18 protein-coding genes are annotated in these 21,381 nt (G+C 42.5%); 8 read left to right on the forward strand and 10 right to left on the reverse strand.

Annotated elements, in window-relative coordinates; genetic code table 11:
- The first annotated feature begins 105 nt into the window (after nt 1-105).
- From FG28_RS11300 to FG28_RS11315, 4 genes are read left to right on the forward strand one after another with little or no spacing between them, the layout of a single operon-like run.
- A complete protein-coding gene (locus FG28_RS11300) occupies nt 106-759 on the forward strand; it encodes a LysE family transporter (protein WP_197062591.1) in 654 nt (217 codons plus the stop codon).
- A gap of 5 nt (nt 760-764) precedes the next feature.
- On the forward strand, nt 765-1,250 hold the full coding sequence (locus FG28_RS11305) for a hypothetical protein (protein WP_051947284.1): 486 nt from the start codon (nt 765-767) through the stop codon (nt 1,248-1,250).
- The gene (locus FG28_RS11310) at nt 1,238-1,966 is read left to right on the forward strand and encodes an NRDE family protein (protein WP_051947285.1); all 729 of its coding nucleotides are present in this window, start codon (nt 1,238-1,240) and stop codon (nt 1,964-1,966) included. Before FG28_RS11305 ends, FG28_RS11310 begins: the two co-directional genes overlap by 13 nt.
- Nucleotides 1,963-3,006, forward strand: a complete 1,044-nt coding sequence (locus FG28_RS11315) for a D-alanine--D-alanine ligase (RefSeq protein ID WP_036382894.1) — start codon at nt 1,963-1,965, stop codon at nt 3,004-3,006. Before FG28_RS11310 ends, FG28_RS11315 begins: the two co-directional genes overlap by 4 nt.
- Before the next feature lie 93 nt (nt 3,007-3,099).
- Here the strand turns inward: FG28_RS11315 and FG28_RS11320 are convergent, their stop codons facing one another.
- The 8 genes from FG28_RS11320 to FG28_RS11355 all read right to left on the reverse strand — a co-directional run bounded on the left by FG28_RS11320 (nt 3,100) and on the right by FG28_RS11355 (nt 11,939).
- Nucleotides 3,100-3,639, reverse strand: a complete 540-nt coding sequence (locus FG28_RS11320; RefSeq protein WP_036382898.1) for a hypothetical protein — start codon at nt 3,637-3,639, stop codon at nt 3,100-3,102.
- A gap of 56 nt (nt 3,640-3,695) precedes the next feature.
- Nucleotides 3,696-4,445, reverse strand: a complete 750-nt coding sequence (locus tag FG28_RS20155) for a replication initiation protein (RefSeq protein ID WP_051947286.1) — start codon at nt 4,443-4,445, stop codon at nt 3,696-3,698.
- A 43-nt stretch (nt 4,446-4,488) separates the two neighbouring features.
- The gene (locus FG28_RS11330) at nt 4,489-5,475 is read right to left on the reverse strand and encodes a YpdA family putative bacillithiol disulfide reductase (protein ID WP_036382901.1); all 987 of its coding nucleotides are present in this window, start codon (nt 5,473-5,475) and stop codon (nt 4,489-4,491) included.
- The gene (gene rpe, locus FG28_RS11335; protein ID WP_036382903.1) at nt 5,475-6,134 is read right to left on the reverse strand and encodes a ribulose-phosphate 3-epimerase; all 660 of its coding nucleotides are present in this window, start codon (nt 6,132-6,134) and stop codon (nt 5,475-5,477) included. Before rpe ends, FG28_RS11330 begins: the two co-directional genes overlap by 1 nt.
- Before the next feature lie 63 nt (nt 6,135-6,197).
- Entirely contained in the window at nt 6,198-7,475 is a 1,278-nt protein-coding gene (locus FG28_RS11340; RefSeq protein WP_036382905.1) for a serine hydrolase, read from the reverse strand.
- A gap of 224 nt (nt 7,476-7,699) precedes the next feature.
- On the reverse strand, nt 7,700-9,910 hold the full coding sequence (locus FG28_RS11345) for a DUF5916 domain-containing protein (RefSeq protein ID WP_036382907.1): 2,211 nt from the start codon (nt 9,908-9,910) through the stop codon (nt 7,700-7,702).
- Nucleotides 9,911-10,111: 201 nt separating this feature from the next.
- The gene (locus FG28_RS11350) at nt 10,112-10,864 is read right to left on the reverse strand and encodes a LytTR family DNA-binding domain-containing protein (RefSeq protein WP_036382909.1); all 753 of its coding nucleotides are present in this window, start codon (nt 10,862-10,864) and stop codon (nt 10,112-10,114) included.
- Nucleotides 10,848-11,939, reverse strand: coding sequence for a sensor histidine kinase (locus FG28_RS11355; protein WP_051947287.1), 1,092 nt, complete (start codon nt 11,937-11,939; stop codon nt 10,848-10,850). Before FG28_RS11355 ends, FG28_RS11350 begins: the two co-directional genes overlap by 17 nt.
- A gap of 291 nt (nt 11,940-12,230) precedes the next feature.
- Here FG28_RS11355 and FG28_RS11360 point away from each other — a divergent pair, with 291 nt between their 5' ends.
- Genes FG28_RS11360 through FG28_RS11375 form a run of 4 tightly spaced genes read left to right on the forward strand, consistent with a single transcriptional unit; the run spans nt 12,231 to nt 17,738 of the window.
- Nucleotides 12,231-13,952: an IlvD/Edd family dehydratase gene (locus tag FG28_RS11360; protein WP_036382911.1), complete on the forward strand. Its 1,722-nt coding sequence runs from the start codon at nt 12,231-12,233 to the stop codon at nt 13,950-13,952.
- Nucleotides 13,953-13,979: 27 nt separating this feature from the next.
- On the forward strand, nt 13,980-15,311 hold the full coding sequence (locus FG28_RS11365; protein WP_036382913.1) for a GntP family permease: 1,332 nt from the start codon (nt 13,980-13,982) through the stop codon (nt 15,309-15,311).
- 4 nt (nt 15,312-15,315) lie between these two features.
- The gene (locus tag FG28_RS11370; protein ID WP_036382915.1) at nt 15,316-16,149 is read left to right on the forward strand and encodes a fumarylacetoacetate hydrolase family protein; all 834 of its coding nucleotides are present in this window, start codon (nt 15,316-15,318) and stop codon (nt 16,147-16,149) included.
- Nucleotides 16,150-16,163: 14 nt separating this feature from the next.
- Nucleotides 16,164-17,738 (forward strand): aldehyde dehydrogenase (NADP(+)), encoded by a 1,575-nt coding sequence (locus FG28_RS11375; RefSeq protein ID WP_036382917.1) that lies wholly within the window; start codon nt 16,164-16,166, stop codon nt 17,736-17,738.
- Between the two features lie 179 nt (nt 17,739-17,917).
- Here FG28_RS11375 and FG28_RS11380 read toward each other — a convergent pair whose 3' ends face one another.
- The gene (locus FG28_RS11380) at nt 17,918-18,781 is read right to left on the reverse strand and encodes an RNA polymerase sigma factor RpoD/SigA (protein WP_036382919.1); all 864 of its coding nucleotides are present in this window, start codon (nt 18,779-18,781) and stop codon (nt 17,918-17,920) included.
- A 164-nt stretch (nt 18,782-18,945) separates the two neighbouring features.
- Nucleotides 18,946-21,177, reverse strand: coding sequence for a polyribonucleotide nucleotidyltransferase (locus FG28_RS11385; RefSeq protein WP_036382922.1), 2,232 nt, complete (start codon nt 21,175-21,177; stop codon nt 18,946-18,948).
- Between the last annotated feature and the right edge of the window lie 204 nt (nt 21,178-21,381).

The following is a 21,381-nucleotide window of genomic DNA, read 5'->3' on the forward strand; positions in this document are numbered from 1 at the left end:
TATAGGGAAGATGTTGTGTCAGCACATTTGATATTCCTATTTTAGAATGAGTTACGTTGCCTGTTTCCCAATACGCTGGGAATTGTGTTACGCCATAATTATATGATGCAGAACTATATAAAAGTTTGTTTTTCGGGTCTTCTGATAAGCTTTTTGGGCGCTTTGCCCTTGGGAACTTTGAATTTGACGGCTTTTGATATAGCTGCCTCCCAAGATTTGGTTTCGGCCTTATGGTTTTCTGTTGCGGTGGTCTTGGTAGAGCTGATTGTGGTTCGACTGACCTTATTCGGAAATGAACGTTTACAGTTAAGTGACAAATTGATGATATACCTACTGCCATTGGGGATTCTCTTGTTGTTATATCTGTCCATAACCAGTTTTGTGGATGCAGCCAGTGTTTCCAAAGCCAGCTCCAAGGTTAATCTATTGCCGCAACTCCAATCCACCTTTGTATTGGGACTTTTGTTAAGTGCCTTGAACCCATTGCAAATCCCGTTTTGGATGACATGGAACAAGGTCTTGGAAAAAAAGGATGTTCTTACGGCTTCAAAAAGCTCATACACCTTTTACTTAGTGGGAATTGGGTTGGGTACCATGTTGGGGTTGGCCATTTTTATGCTGTTGGGCAACTCTGTTTTTACCAACTACGGCAACTATGGATTGATTACAAATCTATTAATGGGGGTGCTGTACCTTGGATTTTCTTTCTATCTTATGTTCATATTTTTCAAACAACGACCTAATTATAAAACACCTTAAGCATCATGTTCAAATCTACCATAGATACCCTTGAGCAGTTTATGCAAATTCTTCTGCAACTTCCAGAGGATTGCTACGCACAGTCGTGCAAAGTACTATCCAATTCAAGCATTGGTCAGCACACAAGACATATCATTGAACTTTATCTTTGCTTGATTCGCGGGTACGACACTGCGGATGTCTCCTATGATCGTAGGGAGCGCAACCATAAAATTGAAAACGAGCTTCCGTATGCCATTGAGCAGTTGAAATTGATACAGACCCAATTGGAACGCCCCAACAAGCCTGTAAAGGTTACCTATGAGTTGGGTGATTCTGAAACGTGTTTGGACTCAAATTACTTTCGGGAGGTGATGTACAATTTGGAGCATACCATTCACCATCACGCCCTCATAAAAGTGGGCATAGAACATTTTACGACCCTTCAACTTCCAGAATCATTTGGGGTGGCCCCGTCCACCATGCAACACCGACAGGCATGTGTACAGTAAGTTTTATTTCGCGAAAAGATCGTTATTTCATCACCTCCAATCGTGATGAGCATATTTCACGTCCATTGGCCTATAAGCCCAAGGAAGATACCATTAATGATGTAAAAGTTTTGTTTCCCAAGGATCCAAAGGCCGGAGGTACATGGTTTGCCCTAAATGAATATGGGGTGGTCTCCGTTTTATTGAACGGGGCTTATGTACGCCATCAATCCAAGGGAAATTATGCCAAGAGCAGGGGATTGGTGCTGCTGGATGTAATCAGCTCCCTCAATCCCGAAATGACCCTTCAACAGCTGGACTTGCACAACATTGAACCCTTTACCCTTATATTGCTCAATGGAAGTTTGTTGGAATTCCGATGGGATGGCAATCAAAAGTATTTTACCCCTTTGGATAAAACCCAAGACCATATTTGGTCTTCTGTAACCCTGTATAATGATGATGTAATAGCCAAGCGGGCATCCCTTTTTGAGACGTTTTTGAAGAAAACAAACTGGATTGAAGCTGCAGATGTTGTGGATTTTCATTCCAACAACCATGAAGACTTTGAAAATGGATTTGTCATTGATAGGGATACGGGTCTGAAGACTTTTAGCGTGACCCAGGTTGTGCTAAATCAAGAAGAAGCATTGATGCGTCATATCGATTTGCTCAAAGATGCCGCCTATGAGGTGCCGTTTTCACCCAATGATTCACTTTCAGTATCCGTAAAATGAGTGCTTGGAAATTAAAATGGCACAAACTCACCCATTGGGAATACTGGCCATTCTGGGCCATTTATTACCCACTTTTTCCTGTTTGGTTATACTATTCCATCAAGGCCCGCTCTTTTTTCTTTTTTAATGCTGCAAACCCATCCATGAAAAATGGGGGCATGGCCATGGAATCCAAGATGTCCATATATGATATGGTTCCCCAAAAATATATTCCCAGAACGGTTTACATTGATAAAGATGAGTTGCCGGAACAGGCTTTGGAACGCATATTGACCTCGGATATTTGTTTTCCTTTTATCGCTAAACCGGATATTGGCCTGAAAGCGTTTGGGGTGGACAAAATCCATAATAAAAATGAATTTAGAAAGTACCTGTCAAGGACACCCTCCCATTTTTTGGTACAGGAACTCATTCCTTTTACTAAAGAAGTGGGTATTTTTTATGTGCGGAAGCCCGGGGAGGATAAGGGCAAGATCACGGGCATTGTCTCCAAGGAGTTTCTTTCCGTGATTGGTGATGGAAAAAAGACAATTTTAGAATTGATTAAAAAGGACCCAAGAAGCCATTTACAATTAAAGACACTTCAACAAAAGTTTGGGGAGGAACTCAACAAAGTGCTCACCGAAGGTGAAGAATTTATTTTAGTACCGTACGGAAGCCACACCAGAGGGGCCAAGTTTGTGGATTTTACCCATAAAGTCAACCCTGGTTTGGAACGTGTCATTGATACTATCTGTTCCCAGATAGAAGGGTTTCATTACGGCCGTTTGGATGTACTCCATAACTCTTTTGAAGAATTGTGTGAGGGCAAAAATTTCAGTGTGATTGAAATCAATGGGGCGGGGGGTGAGGCCACCCATATTTACGACCCCCAACATTCGCTCTTTTTTGCATGGCGTGAAATTACCAAGCATTGGGGTCTTATGAACGAGGTGAGCATCCTCAACCATAAAAAGGGACACTCCTACTTAAGTTTTAGAGGGGGCAGGGCCATGCTCAGGGAACACCATGCCTTGGAGGCCCAGATTCGGATGGTTTAATAAGCGGCTTTGTCATTTCGACAGAGCGAGGAACGAGCGACGAGAAATCTAAAAGGGGATGAGATTCCTCCTCATGCTTTGTTCGGTATGACATTATTTTCTTTGTTCAATAATCAGATTCAAAACTTCTGGGGCATGAGGTATGTGTTCCAATCTTCTAAACTGATCACGCCATCCGTATTCTACACCATATGTAAAAATCTTGTTCGACCAAGGCTTTTCATAATAAAAGAGAATTGTGCCAACATCATTTGAGTACTCTCTAAGTATAGGTTTAGGCAATAAATTGATACGATAACTTTTTATTCTTTTCCTAAGAAACCAGTATTCAACGAAAATTCTCTCATTGGTGATGGCATATTTAAGTTTAGATTTTCTAATTCTATTTAAAAAAGTTATTGCCATCAATCGGAAAACAGCAATGATTATAAATAATATTCCAAAAATTTTCAGAAAAATGGGAGCATTGGTTGCAAACAAAATAAAGGTGTATATCAAGAAAACTTTGAGTAATATAAAACCTATTATATAAAGTATACTTTCATATAGGAAGTTTGATTTCTTGACTATAGGTTGTCCATACCATAAAATTTTCTCTTTGGGATCTAAGTATTTGGCAAATCTATTTTCCAAAAAATTGACTTGTTAATGATGATAGGAGGGAGGTGAAATTACTATTTTTTGAGGACTTATTTTTTATATGCACCCAACGCCTCCCTAAAAAACTGCAACCCAATTTCCTCAGTAATGTCCGAGGCTGACAGAACCGCTCCCTTAAAACCATTATTGTGCCACTTGCCCTGTGATAAAGGTGGAAAAGCCCAAGTACGTAAAGCGGTATTGCCGCGATAACCACTGATATAAAAATAAAAATCATCTACCATGTTATCTGGAATGGCCAAGCCCAGACCCATAGATTTACCAGACCCATCATGCAAATGGGCAAAGGCACCCGTATCAAAATGGTGGGGCCACACCCGTACGTCTGACTTCAAGTTTTGCTCTTTTAAAAAAGTGGTCAGAACATTTTGCGCCAAAGTTCTGATTTGGATCAGTTCTTGTACTTCATCATCGCTGGTCAATTCAAATATGTTTTTTTCATCCATCTGGTAAGGGAGTTTATAATGGAGGTCATATTTGTAGGGTCTTGTAAAATGGGAAGATTTAGCCATTGTTTTCAACCATTCCAACACTTCCATATGGGTTTTTCCCTTTAGGGAAAGGAATTGGGGCGTGGTGGATTTCCATTCCAATGCAAAAGTAGTGTAGTTCAGCGCTAATTGGATTCCAGTGTCATCCAAAGGCCAGGTCAACAGACTTTTTTTGGCAACCGAAAATCCCAAATTGGTATGGCTGTCATCCTCTTTATGTGCCAAGAAACTCTTTCCGGCCATGGCCAGATATTGGGAGGCTAAATGGAATTGTTGAATCATTTTCATGGTGACGCGGTGTGTCCCCTGAAAATACGAAAATTAAGTGGTTTTAAGAATCTTTCCCAACCAATTGCAACTTCTGTTTTATGGTTTTGATGATGATGGGGGCGTGGATTCGCGAGTTTTCAATAAACCATTTGTGGGTTTCCATTCCACCGCAGATCACCCCGGCCAAAAACAGCCCTGGAACGTTGGTTTCCATCGTTTCTGGGTCATAAGACGGCAACCGTTTTTCATCGGCTGAAAGTTGAATGCCAAGTTTTTCGAGAAACTCAAAATTGGGCATATAACCTGTTAGTGCCAGCACAAAATCGTTGGCAAGGGTCACCTCACCTTCCGGAGTGTTAAGAATAATTTCATGGGGTTTGATTTCTTTTACGGTGGAGTTGTAATAGGCTTTTATGCTGCCTTCCTCAATCCGGTTAATAATATCGGGACGTACCCAATATTTGACTCGCTGGCCCACTTCCGGCCCACGAATGATCAAGGTGACTTCTGCACCTTTCCGCCAGCATTCCAAGGCGGCATCGATGGCAGAATTACTGGCACCGATTACCACTAATTTTTGACTGGCGTAAAAATGGGGGTCTTTGTAATAGTGCGAAACCTTTGGTAAATCTTCCCCAGGCACATTAATTTTATTGGGCAAATCGTAAAATCCGGTGGCCACGATGACATTTTTGGCTTGGTACTGATCTTTGTCCGTTTCTACAGTGAAAGATTCCCCTTCTTTTTCCACGTCCAATACCTTTTCAAAAAGATGGATGTTTAAATCGTTTGAGGTTACAATACGGCGATAATATTCCAAAGCCTCATTTCTTTTGGGCTTTGCTTCTTTACTGATGAAAGGAATCTCATCAATCTCCAGCTTTTCCGAGGAGGAGAAAAACTGCATGTTGATAGGGTAGTTGAACAATGAATTTACAATGGGACCTTTTTCAATGATCACATAGGTAACCCCTTGCTTTTTTGCCTCTAGACCACAAGCAATGCCAATAGGCCCCCCTCCAATGATGACAACATCAAACTCTTGCATTAGGCAATCTCTTCTTTTAAATCTTTAATGGTTTGGGTTGGATTCTCGCTTGAAAACACAAAATTACCAGCAACCAATACATCCACACCTGCATCCACCAACTTTTTTGCATTGGTCGCATTTACCCCACCATCAATTTCAACAAGAGCACTGGAATTTTTCTGTTGGATGAGATTTTTTAGGTCTTTTACTTTTTTGTAGGTGTGCTCAATAAAGGATTGACCGCCAAAACCTGGGTTTACACTCATCAAGTTCACAATATCAACCTCTTGTATGATATCTTCCAATAGGTCAATAGAAGTGTGTGGGTTCAGGGCCACTCCAGCTTTCATGCCTTCGGCCTTTATGGCCTGAAGGGTTCTGTGCAAATGGGGACAGGCTTCATAATGCACCGTAAGGTTATTGACCCCAAGCTCGGCAAACGTTTTAATGTACCTGTCTGGGTCAACAATCATAAGGTGCATATCCAACGTTTTCTTGGCATGCTTGGCAATGGCCTTCACCACTGGCATTCCAAAGGAAATATTGGGTACAAATATCCCATCCATGATGTCCAAGTGAAACCAATCCGCCTCACTTTGGTTCACCATTTCAATATCGCGCTGTAAATTGGCAAAATCCGACGCCAGTAGGGAAGGTGCAATGATCTTTTTGCTCATGTAAGAATCAACTAGTTACTTACAAAGGTAGTGAAATGTTACGCTTTACCCTACAATTGAAACCTATTCGGATGTGCTTTCTTCGGGAGAAAAGGGTCCGTAAACGGCATCCCTGAATCTTTTGTGCAAGGTGCCGTTATACGGAAAAATCTGCACAAAGAACACAGCGGTGAGGTCGTTTACAGGATCTACCCAAAAAAGTGTACTGGCTGCCCCATCCCAAAAGAATTCGCCCACAACCCCAGTGTTTTCCTCAGCAGAAGCTGGGGGACGTAATCTAACGGCAAAGTCAATCCCAAAACCAACCTGCCCCTTGCTGGGCAGCCAAGAACGTTCTTCAATGCGCTCATCCAAATGGTTGGTGGCCATAAGTTTTACCGTGCTTGAATCCAAGACCTGAACCCCTTCCAAAGTGCCTTTATTTACCAACATTTGTGCAAAACGCATGTAATTGTCCAAAGTGGAAGTAAATCCCCAGCCACCAGGAGTCAAAGGCCATTTTGTATAGTTATAGGCGTGGGCTTCTTCGTCGGGCAGTTGAATAAGGGAGTCGCCCTCATGCCTATAGGCAGAAGACATCCGGTTTCTATCCGATTCGGGAACAAAATATCGGGTTTCATTCATTTTTAAAGGGCCCAATACATGCTCTTGTACATACTCGGCATACGGTTGTCCTGAAAGAAGTTCCACCAAGTACGCCTGTACGTCAACGGAGATGCCATATTCCCAATGCTCCCCTGGATGGTAACCCAGAGGAATGGTGCTCAATTTCTTGGCCATATCCGCCAGCGTGTTTTCTCGGTTCAAAGCATCTGCTTCTGCTATGGCTTCGCCCAAACCGGGAAGATCTCGTCTACCTGAAAAACCAGCGGTGTGCCGGGTAATGTCTCGAATGGTAATGGGACGTTTTGCGGGTTCCAAGATCATTTCACCGGCAATGGAATCGTAACCTACGTAGACCTGCATATTGGCAAATTCTGGGGCATATTTTTCCAAAGGGTCGTCCAATTGGAACTTTCCTTCTTCATACAGGGTCATTAAGGCAGTGCCGGTTATGGGTTTGGTCATGGAATAGATCTGCACTAAGGTGTTACGCTCCATGGGCTTCTTGTTCTTCAAATCGGCGTAGCCAAAGGCATTGTAATAGACCTCCTCACCTTTTTCAAAGATCAAGGCTGAGGCTCCAGCCACATCACCGAGATCAACAAAGCTTTGTAAGGTGGAGTCAATTCGTGTTTTTACGGATTCATCAACTAGATAATTGATTTTTTCTTCTTCCTGTTTTTTGCAGGATGCAAAAAGGAGCAGGGCCACTGTAAAAATGGACAGAGTTTGTTTCATTATGTGCATTGGTTAAAATTTGTTAGGCTTTGGATATGAACAAATCGGTTTTATGAGAGAAGAAAGGTAGCAAATAATTAAAGACGCAATAATCTTTATCTCTTAAAAATCAGAAATATAACAAGTTCATCCTGATTATTTTAGAGAAATAACGAATCAATAATCAATTTGTCTCAATCGATTGCGAAACCGCGTAGTTTTTAATACTGGTGTTAGCTTTAATTTTATAACCAATAAGTGACCTTGAGCACAATAGACCTATTTTTAATACCCAAGCCCGTGGTATCATGATTTTCATTGTAAATAAGAAAGATATCAGACATGGGGCTATACCGCCATTGCAAACGAGAGAACGCACTGAAATTATCATTCCTGGAGGTGTACTGGAGCACATTGGTGAAAAATAGCTTATTGGAGAAGCTGATATTACCGTTGAATCGGACCAAATGAAGATTGTTTTTTCCGTAGCCATCCGCCAAACGGATATCATTGTAATCATAAGTGATTCCAAAAGTACCCCATGGCCTAAACCGGAAAGAACCTTGAACCATGGCTCCCAACCGAGTTCCATTATAGAAGCTTCCATATCCGGTCAGTGTATTCCATACAAAAGTTTTACGCACATCGGAACTGTATTGCACATCAAATCTGGAAAATGAATAGTTGCCAACGGGAATTGGGGTGAACTCATCTCCAATCAACGAAGTGGGGAAGAGAAGGTCTACTTCTTGGTTGCGAGCAATAAGGTTGAGCTTGGCCGTGTTTCGATATTCAAAATCGTAGGCAAAATTGTTATGACGTTCATTAAATGTACCGTCATTGTTCAGGTAGAGATTGTTCCAAGTTCTAATGCCGTGATAGTTAAACTTCCGGTTTTCCCGTTCTGGAAAAAAGAGATAACGCACCCATGGATTGATCAAGGTGTAACCCACTCGAATGGTCTCTTCCGTTTCTGCATTGTAATTATCCAACCGGGGATTGATTCCCAATTCTGTGATGTAATTATCTCCCACCACATTAAAGAGCCACCCAGTTTTAAATCGCTTTGAATTATAGGAACCCCAAAAACCATAAAAGTGGGTGTCATCAAAATTTTCTGGGGTCAAGGAGTTGTGGTACATGGTCGTGTTATTGAGTTTGCCACTTTCGGATACGTAGGTAAACTCCAATCCCAGATTTCTGGTATATTCCATTTCTGTGGTATTACTGGTGGCCTGTCGGTTCATAAACATCCCCTTAATGACCGACCGTTTCAGTATTTTTTGTTGAAAGGCTGCCACGCTATAGTTTTGGGCTGCAAATTCATCCGTACGACGGGTTTGGACATCCATGACACCAATGCGTAAATTGGGGGTAATGTTTCCGGTTAGTCTGCCCCCAAAGTCTATGGGGATGGGTTCACCATCATTAAGGCCTATCCTTCGTGAAAAAAACGGTTTGATGTCATAGGTTCCGAAGTTGGAAAAGATGTCGTTATTCTCCAGGAAGAAATTCCGCTGTTCAGGCAAAAAAATATCGAACCGAGTAATATTGGTTACCTGCTGGTCCACATCGGCATTGGAAAAGTCAGGGAACAAGGTTAGATCCAAATTCAAATTACTGGTCAAAGCCACCTTTACGTCTCCACCCAAATCACTTTTCAATTCTGCTTCTTCTTGTTCACTGTTTTCATAGTCACGCAATGATGAAGAAGTCACGTAAGGATTTAAAATAAAGGTTCCCTTGGCTTTTTCTGGACTCTGGTCCCATACCAATGACCCCATGTAGTTCATGCCAACTCCATTAAAATTCACCGGAAATTGGGTCCATGTGGTGTATACATTGTTGCTTTTGTCACCTCGAATAAAGTTGATGCCCCATTGGCGTTGATTGGCATTGTATCGTAAGGTCTTAAAAGGAATGGAAATCTCTACGACCCAATAATCCTCGTATTGGACTGTTTTGGAAGTCCATTTGTTGTCCCAATTCTCTGAACTGTATGTTTGTGCACCCTCCAAGGTCAAGGTGCCTTCAATTTCACCCCCTCCGGCAGTTACCCCAAACATAAATCCGCTTTGTTTGGTGTTCACGGGATCCATGGCCACCGTAAAATTGTCACTGCCCCAAAAATCTGGATCGTTGTCGCGTACCAAGGATTGCACTATTCTTTTTCCTTGGTCGTAGCATTTGGCCACTACATATAAATGGTGATCGTCATAGGTCATTTTTACCTCGGTCTGGTTTTGAGCTTCACCTTCGTCAACGGGCCAGTGGTTAAAGAAGGAAGAGGTTGTCGCATGTTCGGCCCATTCATTATCTCCAATGACCCCATCCAAAGTTATGGGTATCGATGTTCTTTTGATTTGATACTGATATTGTGTTCTTGTGTCGTTTCCATTTTGTGAAAATCCAACGGTGCCCCATAGAAGAAAGGTCAGTGGCCATAGTTTTTTCATGGACTGTTCGTTTTTTGATGATACCCAAAGAACCATTGTACCAACCTCTTTTTCAAATGGTTTTTGGAAATGTCATGGATCTTGGCGCAAATGACGTTTGATCCCTGTTCAGTACCGAAAATGTTTTTTTAAGTGTTGTTGGCGTTATGGAAAGAGCGTTATTGCCTTATTTAAGAAATGCTTAACGCCATTCAGGTAAAACTAGTGCGGATGGTCCTGTAAAACAGCCATGGCATGAGACCTGTAGTTTCTCCCAATGGGAAGTTCCTTGCCATTAACCTCGGTCATAATGGTATTAAAGGCGGTAACTTTCTCCAAGGAGACAATAAAAGATCTGTGGATTCTCAAAAACTTGGTGTTGGGTAGTTTTTCTTCAAGAAAACCAATACGTTGTGTGGTTTGGACTTCGCCATCTGAAGTATGAATGGTGACCTTGTCGTTCAAACTTTCCAAATAAAGAATTTCCGACAGGTCCAGTTTCACCGTTTTGCGTTGGGATTTAATGTAAAGAAGTTCAGGTTCTGTCTTTGGATTGGAAGTATTGTCTTTTGGTTGAGGTGGGTTATCAAGGGATGTTTGCAGATGGTGTCCAGATAAATACTTGTTCACTTTGGTAATGGTCTTCATAAAACGACCAAGGGAAATTGGTTTTAGAAGATAATCTATCGCATCCAGTTCAAAGGCTTTGATGGCAAATTCACGGTAGGCCGTTGTAAAGACCACCAATGGAGCAGGATTAAGGGACTCAAGAAGCTCCAATCCATTGATTTTTGGCATTTTTATGTCCAAAAAAACAAGATCAATATTTCCTTTTTGTAGGTAGCTGAAGGCCTCAACTGCATTAGGGCACACCGCTACAACTTCCAGATTGGACATTTGATCGGCGTATTTCACCAATACTTTTCTGGCCAAGGGCTCATCATCCACAATAATGCATTTAATTGTTTTGTCCATAAGCTGCTTGTGAATTTATACCGCTTAAATCAATTTCCAATGTAATCAAAAATCGATTGGGCTCCTCATGGATCTGCAAATGGTGCTTATCTGGAAAAAAGAGGGCCAATCTACGTTTCACATTCTTTAGGCCAATGTTCTTGTCCCCGTCCAGTTCCTCACTTTCCTCATTGGGTGCCTTACTGTTCTCAACAGTAAACCAAAGTTGCTTGTTGTCCGATTTTAGATGTATGTTTATGTACGAGTCCTCGAGCAAGGTATCGGCACCGTGTTTAAAGGCGTTTTCCACGAAGGGTAAGAGCAATAACGGCGGAATGAAACTTTCAACATTGTCATTTTCAAACTTAGTTGAAATGGTCAGCTTATCTCCATACCGTAATTGTTCCAATGCCACTAGGTTCATAAGCTCTTCCCATTCTTTTTCAACAGATATTAAACGGTCATTGCAATCGTACAACATATAATCCAAAAATTTGGATAGTCCCAGAACCGCATCTGGGGTCTTTGAAGACTTTTCCAAGGATAGGGAGTAAATGCTGTTCAACGTATTGAAGAGGAAATGGGGATGTATTTGTGCCTTCAAAAATTTAAGCTCGGTCTCTATTTTTTCTTTTTCCAGATCTTTATTGATTTGCTCTTTTTTATAATAAAACCGTTGCAATTTTATTGCCATGGCCACAAAAACGGGTGTATAAACACTGAGCATGGAGTTGATAACCTTGGGAAGGTACCAAAGTGGGTCTTTCCAATATTCATTTTCCGGATTGAACCAATGATAGAGATATTTCCAATTCATGTACCGATCCATCAAACCCATTGAAACTGCCAGAATAATGGACAGCACAATATACATCGTGGTCCGTTTGGGGTATAGGTACTTTGGCATCAAGTAATACAGGGTAATATAAGTGGGAATCAACTTCCAGGGCAGCAGAAACAGCAATTGCAAGGTTTCATCAAAGTAATTATTGCCTTCATAACTGCCCCAAAAAATGGTGTAAAACAAGATATAGGCCAACCAAAAAAGAATATGGTAATAGATTCTGTGCTTTGTGCCAAAAAACTTCTCAATCATGAAAGAGGCTCTCTTTGAATCGGCCTAATTTTTTTAAGGGAAGACCCCGAGGTTTGGCGGCAGATACAAATTTTCAAGTGAAAATACGAAATAGGTAGAAGGTTTTTGGACAAGGCAAGGTAGACAACAGTTTTTGAACGGCAAACATCCATTTTTACACGTAAAGGAATCTGATATTCTTAATTGGGTTGTTGTTTTTAGAAATCACGATCAGCGTTTATTTTGTTTGACTGCGAACCCGCTTATTTTTATCTCAATCGATTGAGTATATTTAGGCAATCATAAAAATAAATGAAAGCGAACAAGAAAGACCTACGTAGTAAAGAGTGGTTTGGAAGTAATGACAAGATGGGTTTTGTGCACCGTTCTTGGCTTCGTAATCAAGGCTATCCCGACGATATGTTCAGGGGAAAACCTGTAATTGGAATCTGTAATACGTGGTCTGAATTGACCCCTTGCAATGGACATTTACGGGAATTTTCGGAAATCGTTAAAAAAGGTGTTCTTGAAGCCGGGGGATTTCCTTTGGAATTTCCGGTAATGTCCCTCGGAGAGACCATAATGCGCCCAACTACAATGCTCTTCAGGAATTTGGCCAGTATGGATGTGGAAGAATCCATCAGGGCCAACCCTTTGGATGGCATTGTTTTATTGACAGGGTGCGACAAGACTACACCGTCTACCATTATGGGCGCTTGTAGTGTAGACCTTCCTACCATTGTGGTGCCCGGAGGACCCATGCTCAATGGAAAGTTTAGGGGAGGTGAAATAGGTTCTGGGTCGTTCAATTGGATGATCAAGGAAAAGCAGAAAAAAGACAAGTTCACCGATGAGGATTTCTTAGAAGCCGAAATATGTGCCGCTAGGAGTGCAGGACACTGCAACACCATGGGTACGGCTTCAACCATGGCCACCATGGCCGAAGCTTTGGGGTTGACCTTGCCGGGAGCGTCTGCCATTCCAGCGGTTGATGCACGGAAAAAGGTAATGGCCCAACTTTCTGGGAGAAGGATAGTGGAGATGGTCAATGAAGATTTGACCCTGTCAAAAATATTGACCCGAGAAGCCTTTGAAAATGCCATTGTGGTAAATGCAGCCGTTGGAGGTTCAACAAACCTAATTATCCATTTGATAGCCATTGCGGGTAGAATGGGAGTTCCCTTAAAACTGGAGGATTTTGATGATTTAGGAAGCAAAATCCCGTTGTTGGTCAATCTAATGCCCTCTGGAAAACATTTAATGGAAGATTATTTTTATGCAGGTGGGCTATCCGTTGTTTTGAAAGAATTGAAATCCAAACTCCATACAACCATCACTGCGAATGGCAAATCCCATCATGAGAATTGTGAAAAAGCAGTTTGTTACAATGAAGAGGTTATTTCCAAGTACGAAACCCCATTCCAAAAAGATGCCGGTATTGCTGTTTTAAAAGGCAATTTATGTGAGAATGGTGCTGTGATAAAACCATCAGCGGCCACACCTGAACTGATGAAGCATCGGGGAAAGGCTGTGGTATTTACCAGTATGGACGATTACCATGCCCGGGTGGATGACCCCGATTTGGACATTGACGCAGATAGTGTGATCGTACTTCAAAATGTAGGACCCAAAGGGTATCCCGGCATGCCGGAAGTGGGAAATGTAGACCTACCCGAAAAATTGATCATGCAGGGGGTGAAGGACATGGTTCGTATTTCGGATGGTAGGATGAGTGGAACCGCTTATGGAACGGTTATCTTGCACGTGTCACCTGAATCGGCCATAGGAGGTAACCTTGCCTTGGTTCAAAATGGCGATTATATTGAACTCGATGTTGAGAACAGACGGTTGCACCTTGATGTTTCCCCCGAAGAATTGGAAAAAAGAAGGGCGGCATGGTCACCACCAGCACCTCACACAGATCGGGGCTATGTAAAAATTTATTTGAACCATGTGGAACAAGCAGAAAAAGGAGCTGATCTTGATATTTTGGTGGGAGGCTCAGGTAGTGTGGTAAAAGGAGATCTCCATTGATAATCCTCAAAATATAACCATCCATATATGTTAGTTGTTTATTTACTGTTGAGTATTGCTCTTATCATTTTTATGATCAATTATTTGCGGCTTCATCCTTTTTTGGCCCTTTTTATGGTAGCTGTGTTTTTCGGCTTTGCAGCCGGAATGGATTATAGCCTTATTTTGGATACGATCAATGATGGTTTTGGAGGAACTCTTGGAAAGATTGGTTTGGTTATCATATTTGGGGTGATCATTGGAGCTTTTTTGGAAAATACAGGAGGTGCTTATGCCCTCGCAGAAGCGGTCATAAAAATTGTAGGGAAAAAGCGGGTTGCTGCTGCTATGGGAATCTTGGGATATTTTGTATCCATTCCGGTTTATGCAGATAGCGGTTTCATTTTACTTTCCCCATTGAACAAGAGTTTGTCCAAAAAAGCAGGAATCAGTTTGGCGGGTTCAGCTGTTGCATTGGCCATGGGGTTAACGGTAACTCATAATTTGGTGCCTCCAACACCTGGTCCCATTGCTGCAGCGGGTATTTTAAATGCTGATTTAGGTTTGGTTTTGGCCTTGGCCATTCCAATTAGTATATTGGCGTTGGTCATGGCATTGGTTTTTGCCACCAAGTTTGCCGCTAAAACCTATATTGAGCCGAACCCTGATATTTCTCAGGAAAGCATAGACCTTAAAATGAAAACGGCACCGTCCGCTTTTAAAGCATCTTTGCCCATTGTGGTACCCATCATCTTGATTATGATCAATTCAAGAATGAAAACCATTGATGCTCAGGAAATTGCTGATTGGCAATCCTTTCTTCAATTTTTGGGAGAACCGGTAATTGCCTTGGTCATTGGTATGTTTTTGGCTTTTTCACTACCCAAAAAGCTAAAAAAAGAATTAATATCTACAGAGGGGTGGGTTGGCAAGGCCCTAAAAGAATCGGCCAATATTTTGTTGATAACAGGTGCAGGAGGTGTTTTTGGGAAGATGCTCCAAAATTCAGGCATTGCCGATGTAATGGGAGAAGCTTTGAGTGACCTGAACCTTAGCTTTTTCCTGCCTTTTTTGATAGCCTCGGCTATAAAATTGGCCCAAGGCTCCTCTACGGTAGCTTTGATTACCACAGCGTCCATTATGCTACCCATGATGCCAAGTTTGGGTATGGAAAGTGAAATGGACAAAGCTTTGTTGGTAGTCTCTATTGGTGCGGGATCCATGGTGGTCTCCCATGCCAATGACAGTTTTTTCTGGGTAATGACCCAAATGAGTGGAATGAATGTCAGCCAGGGGTACAAGTTTCAAAGTTTAGGAACCTTGGTCGTTGGTCTGACCTCGATAATTGCAATATTAATCATAAGTCTATTTGTAAATTAAAACCATGAAAGTTTATCGAACATCAAAAGGGATTGTACTTCAAGCAGAAGGAAAATACTACTTGAGTGACGCAAGTTGGGATGAATTCATCAATGATGATTCTCTTTTTCAGAAGTGCAAATCCATAGTTAGTCAAAATCAACCCATTGAAAATGGTCCAGAATTGATTTCCGATCATTTGTTGAAACCTATCGAGAATCAGGAGATTTGGGCAACGGGCGTTACGTATTTCAACAGCAAAATGGGGCGTCAGGAGGAAGCCAAGGAAGCTGGCGGTAGCGATTTCTACGAACGTGTGTACAATGCAGAACGACCAGAGTTGTTCTTCAAATCCACAGCAGCAAGGGCCGTTGGTCATTTAGAGAAAGTAGCTATTCGGGACGACTCCACTTGGGACGTGCCAGAACCTGAGCTTACACTGTGCATTACTTCGTCTGGAAAGATTGTGGGGTATACCATAGGCAACGACATGAGCAGCAGAAGTATTGAAGGAGAAAACCCTTTATATCTTCCTCAGGCGAAAAATTATGACCGAAGTGCCGCTATTGGTCCCTGTATTCTGGTTACCGACGGTCCTTTTCCACAAGATGCCAAGATCTATTTGGATATCGTGCGAAATGGAGAAAAGGTTTTTTCAGGTGAAATTGGAATAGATCAAATAGTGCGCAAGTTTGAGGATATTGTTAAGTATCTTTACAAACATACTACCTATCCTTACGGATGTTTTTTAATGACAGGAACTGGTATCGTGCCTGGAACGGATTTTACGTTGGCACAGAATGATGAAATCAATATTACCATTGATAATATAGGAACATTAACAAACACAATCGGATAAATTAATCCCAAAACATGCAATTACAAGGCAAGAATTACCTAGGAAATGAGAAATCGGCCTTAGGGGCCAACAATTTTTATGGAATTAACCCTAGTACCGGGGAAAATCTGGAAACAGCCTTCACAGAGGCTATTGAAGAAGAAATAAATATAGCCGTTGAAAAGGCCGAGAAGGCCTTCAAGGTCTATAAAAATAAATCAGGGGCAGAAAAAGCAGCCTTTTTGGATGCCATAGCTGACGAAATATTGGCCCTTGGTGACCCCTTGGTACAACGCGCCTGCGCAGAAACTGGACTCCCAGAAGGAAGAATTACGGGAGAAAGAGGCAGGACCATGGGGCAAATGAAACTGTTCGCTACCGTTTTACGTGAAGGATCGTGGGTCGATGCAAGAATTGATGAGGCCATCCCAGACAGGCAGCCCTTACCGCGAGTGGATATCCGAAGTATGTTGCGCCCATTGGGCCCAGTAGCTGTATTTGGTGCAAGTAACTTCCCATTGGCATTTTCAGTGGCAGGTGGTGACACCGCCAGTGCATTGGCAGCTGGTTGTCCAGTGGTGGTAAAAGCGCACCCAGCGCACCCCGGAACTTGCGAATTGGTGGCTGAAGCTATCATTGCAGCAGCTAAAAAGACAGGAATGCCTGATGGTGTTTTTTCCATGGTACATGGTATCTCCCATGAAGTGGGAATGGGCTTGGTAGGCCATAGTGGTATCCACGCGGTCGGCTTTACCGGTTCCCTTGGTGGAGGTAGAGCATTGTTTGATGCAGCTTCTAGACGTGTGAATCCAATTCCCGTTTATGCAGAAATGGGAAGTACCAATCCTGTGTTTATTTTACCGGGAGCCATGGCCGAAAAAGGCGAAGAACTTAGTCAACAACTTCATGGTTCCTTCACATTGGGTGTTGGACAGTTTTGTACCAACCCCGGAGTGGTCATTGCCCATGAATCTGAAGAAACCAAGGCTTTTAAGACCTCATTGACCAGTTTGGTGGCAGAATCCAATTCATCAGCGATGCTTACGTCTGGAATTCACAATGCTTTTGATGGTGGCGTAAAAGAACTGTCGTCACAGCAGGGAGTTGAATTCTTGGCAAAAGGTGCCGATGCGGGAGGAAATCATGGAAATGCCAATTTGTTTGCCACGGAGGGCAAAAACTTCTTGTCCAATACGCTGTTGGAAGAAGAGGTTTTTGGTCCATCAACCTTATTGGTGAATACTTCGGATAACAATGAAATGCTCGAAATAGCCCGGAACCTTCATGGCCATTTAACGGCAACCATTCATGGTACCGAGGAAGATCTATTGAACAACAAGGAGCTTATCGATATTTTAGAGGAAAAAGTGGGACGTTTGTTGATCAATGGATTCCCAACAGGGGTTGAAGTATGTCATGCCATGGTTCATGGTGGTCCTTATCCCGCTACAACAGACTCAAGGTCCACCTCTGTGGGAACAAAGGCCATTGAGCGTTTTGCGCGACAAGTTTGCTACCAAAACTTTCCAGATGCCCTTTTGCCCGATGAATTAAAACAAGAAAATCCATTGCAGATCATGCGATTGGTCAACGGGGAGAAAAAGAGATAAATCTTCTTAAAACTTGATTGTATAAAATGAAAAAACTCCGGTAATCAGCCGGAGTTTATTCATCAATCAAAAAACGAACAGTCATGATAAACTGTTGTAGGTATCCAAATTACAACTTTCCTGCCAAAAAAACAATTTAAGACTAGTTTAACTGTAATTTGCGGTGTAAATTTTACAATTTACCCTAAATATGTCTTTAAAATCTTACTTCTGGACGTATGTTTTAAACGTCTAATGGCCTTTTCCTTGATTTGACGAACACGTTCCCTAGTCAAGTCAAAAGTCTCACCAATCTCCTCCAAGGTCATGGAATGTTGTCCGGCCAACCCGAAGTAAAGCCTTATAACATCAGCCTCTCTAGGGGTCAAGGTCTCCAAAGCACGCTCAATTTCAGTGCGTAAGGATTCGTGCAATAACTCTTTATCTGGATTCGGAGATTCCCCACTTCGCAATACATCGTACAAGTTGGAATCCTCACCATCGATCAACGGAGCATCCATGGATACGTGTCGACCTGAGTTTTTCAAAGATTGCTTCACATCCTCAACGGTCATGTCCAATTCTTTGGCAATTTCCTCTGCAGAAGGCACACGCTCATGAGCTTGCTCCAAGAAAGCAAATGTCTTATTGATTTTGTTGATGGAACCGATTTTGTTCAACGGCAAACGCACAATACGGGATTGTTCGGCCAATGCCTGTAGAATGGATTGACGAATCCACCAAACGGCATAGGAAATGAACTTAAATCCACGGGTTTCATCAAAACGCTGTGCAGCTTTGATCAATCCTAAATTCCCCTCATTGATCAAATCGGGGAGGGTCAATCCTTGGTTTTGGTACTGCTTTGCAACAGAAACCACGAATCTGAGGTTGGCTTTGGTTAATTTTTCCAAGGCTACTTGGTCTCCCGCTTTAATACGCTGGGCCAATTCCACTTCCTCATCGGCGGTGATCAAATCCACCTTACCAATTTCCTGCAAGTACTTGTCCAACGATGCGGTTTCCCTGTTGGTAACCTGTTTTGTAATCTTTAACTGTCTCATCTAATTTTCCCTTCAAATTAAGTTTTTGAACCGAAGCTCATTAGTTTATACGTTGAAAAAACCAAAATGTTACAATTTGATAAAATTAATTTGTAAATAATTTCCTTAAAAACAGAAAACCCCGGGATTCCCCGGGGTTCTTAGCATATAAACTTGAAAGACAGTTAATCCCTTCTGGGTTTTCTATCCCTGTCTCTATTTCCACCTCTACGGTCACCACCGCCTCTGCGATCACCACCTCGGTCATTGCTTCGAGATCGTTCTTGGTATCCTTCGGGTTTTGGCAACAAGGCTTTTCTGGAAACCTTTTCCTTGCGGGTCTTGGGGTCTATACCGAAGTATTTCACATCGATGACATCGCCCATGTTAACCACATCGGTAACGTTTTCAGTACGTTCCCAAGCCAATTCAGAAACGTGCAATAGCACTTCGTTTCCAGGAGCATCAACGTATTCCACAACAGCACCAAAATCCAATATTTTGATAACTTTTACTTCGTAAACACTACCTACTTCAGGCTTGAACATTAAGGAATCAATTTTGGCCAATACCGCATTGATACCATCCTGATCTGTACCCAAAATCTCCACAATACCTTCTTCAGTATCCGGGTCTTCATTGATGACAATGGTTGTTTTGGTTGTTTTTTGAAGCTCTTGAATAACCTCTCCACCTTTACCAATAAGTGCTCCAATATATTCTCCAGGAATGATTTTGGTAACAATTTTTGGTGCGTAGGATTTCACCTCAGGTCTTGGTTCAGCGATAGTGTCGGTCAATTCTTTTAGGATATGCATCCTACCCTCATTGGCCTGCATCAAGGCTTTTACCAAGATCTCATAGGAAAGACCTTTTACTTTAATGTCCATTTGGCAAGCGGTGATACCATCTGCGGTACCCGTTACCTTAAAATCCATGTCACCCAAGTGATCTTCATCACCCAAAATATCCGAAAGAACGGCATATTTGCCGGTTTCGGTATCGGTGATCAATCCCATGGCAATACCAGATACTGGTTTTTTCAATTGAACCCCGGCATCCATCAACGCCATGGTTCCGGAACAAACGGTGGCCATGGAAGAGGAACCGTTGGATTCCAATACTTCGGAAACCACACGAACGGTATATGGACAATCCTCTGGAATCATGCCCTTAAGTGCACGTTGGGCCAAGTTTCCGTGACCCACTTCCCTACGGGAGGTACCACGAATAGGTCTTGCTTCCCCAGTTGAAAAAGGAGGGAAGTTGTAGTGCAAATAGAAGGTTTCTTCACCTTCAAACGACGGCATATCAATTTGATTGGCTTCACGGGAAGTACCTAAAGTTACCGTTGCCAATGCTTGTGTTTCCCCTCTGGTGAAGATGGCCGATCCATGTACGGATGGCAAATAATCCACTTCACACCAAATAGGGCGAATTTCATTGGTTTTCCTACCATCCAATCGAAGACCTTCCTCTAAAGTAAGGTTACGAACGGCCTCTTTTTCGGCTTTGTGATAGTACTTGGAAACCAATCCACCGATTTCCTCCAGCTCTTCTTCAGAAAAACTTTCCTTGATTTCTTCCTTGATGGCAGCAAAAGCTTCGCTGCGCTCTTTTTTGGAAGAACCGGCCTTGGCCACTTCGTAGACCTTATCATAGGCCATATCGTGGATTTTCTTCTGAAGATCTTCGTCCTCAGTTTCTAGCTCGTACTCTCTGGTTTCTTTCTTGCCAAAGGCTTCGGCCAATTTCACCTGTGCGGCACATTGTACTTTAATGGCCTCATGGGCGAACTTGATGGCTTCAACCATTTCCTCCTCGGAAATTTCACTCATTTCACCTTCAACCATCATTACTGAATCGGCAGAAGCACCGATTACCATATCAATATCCGATTCTTCCAGTTGGGCACGGGTTGGGTTGATGATCAACTGACCGTCAACTCGACCTACACGAACCTCAGATATGGGACATTCAAAAGGAAGGTCGGACAATTGAATGGCAGCCGAAGCAGCCAATCCGGCCATTGCATCGGGCATTACTTCGTCGTCGTGCGACATCAATTGAATCATCACCTGAGTTTCAGCATGATAATCTTTTGGGAATAATGGGCGCAATACCCTGTCCACCAAACGCATGGTCAAGACCTCGCCATCGCTGGGTCTGGCCTCACGTTTAAAGAATCCGCCGGGATAACGCCCAGCAGCGGCAAATTTTTCACGATAATCCACGGTAAGTGGCAAAAAGTCCACATCCGAAGCTTGATAATTGGAGACAACGGTACATAATAACATACACTTGCCTGATTGGACAACCACAGAACCATGGGCCTGTTTTGCCAATTTTCCGGTTTCGATAGAGATTTCCCTACCGTCACCGAGGTCAATGACCTCTTTAAAAGTTTTTGGAATCATACAAATAATCTTACCCGCGTAAAATATGCGGGTTGTTAAACATTTGGTCTACCGCCATCCGGGCGGTCGGGTTGTGTTGTTGTTGTGTGTGCCTTTCGGCACTGACCAATGAAAAACTATATGAAGCTTTTTGTGTTTGCCCAATTTGCAGCTTGGGACTTAGTGGTGTTGGAGCTCGTCCAACCAAAACAAAAGGGAAGCCAA

The sequence above is a fragment of the Muricauda sp. MAR_2010_75 genome (assembly GCF_000745185.1).
Taxonomy (GTDB): Bacteria; Bacteroidota; Bacteroidia; order Flavobacteriales; family Flavobacteriaceae; genus Flagellimonas.

Coding starts and splice junctions, on each gene's coding strand:
- FG28_RS11300 (WP_197062591.1), top strand. CDS start 106: ATGCAGAACTATATAAAAGTTTGTTTTTCGGGTCTTCTGATAAGCTTT.
- FG28_RS11305 (WP_051947284.1), top strand. CDS start 765: ATGTTCAAATCTACCATAGATACCCTTGAGCAGTTTATGCAAATTCTT.
- FG28_RS11310 (WP_051947285.1), top strand. CDS start 1,238: ATGTGTACAGTAAGTTTTATTTCGCGAAAAGATCGTTATTTCATCACC.
- FG28_RS11315 (WP_036382894.1), top strand. CDS start 1,963: ATGAGTGCTTGGAAATTAAAATGGCACAAACTCACCCATTGGGAATAC.
- FG28_RS20155 (WP_051947286.1), bottom strand. CDS start 4,445: ATGAAAATGATTCAACAATTCCATTTAGCCTCCCAATATCTGGCCATG.
- FG28_RS11330 (WP_036382901.1), bottom strand. CDS start 5,475: ATGCAAGAGTTTGATGTTGTCATCATTGGAGGGGGGCCTATTGGCATT.
- rpe (WP_036382903.1), bottom strand. CDS start 6,134: ATGAGCAAAAAGATCATTGCACCTTCCCTACTGGCGTCGGATTTTGCC.
- FG28_RS11340 (WP_036382905.1), bottom strand. CDS start 7,475: ATGAAACAAACTCTGTCCATTTTTACAGTGGCCCTGCTCCTTTTTGCA.
- FG28_RS11345 (WP_036382907.1), bottom strand. CDS start 9,910: ATGAAAAAACTATGGCCACTGACCTTTCTTCTATGGGGCACCGTTGGA.
- FG28_RS11350 (WP_036382909.1), bottom strand. CDS start 10,864: ATGGACAAAACAATTAAATGCATTATTGTGGATGATGAGCCCTTGGCC.
- FG28_RS11355 (WP_051947287.1), bottom strand. CDS start 11,939: ATGATTGAGAAGTTTTTTGGCACAAAGCACAGAATCTATTACCATATT.
- FG28_RS11360 (WP_036382911.1), top strand. CDS start 12,231: ATGAAAGCGAACAAGAAAGACCTACGTAGTAAAGAGTGGTTTGGAAGT.
- FG28_RS11365 (WP_036382913.1), top strand. CDS start 13,980: ATGTTAGTTGTTTATTTACTGTTGAGTATTGCTCTTATCATTTTTATG.
- FG28_RS11370 (WP_036382915.1), top strand. CDS start 15,316: ATGAAAGTTTATCGAACATCAAAAGGGATTGTACTTCAAGCAGAAGGA.
- FG28_RS11375 (WP_036382917.1), top strand. CDS start 16,164: ATGCAATTACAAGGCAAGAATTACCTAGGAAATGAGAAATCGGCCTTA.
- FG28_RS11380 (WP_036382919.1), bottom strand. CDS start 18,781: ATGAGACAGTTAAAGATTACAAAACAGGTTACCAACAGGGAAACCGCA.
- FG28_RS11385 (WP_036382922.1), bottom strand. CDS start 21,177: ATGATTCCAAAAACTTTTAAAGAGGTCATTGACCTCGGTGACGGTAGG.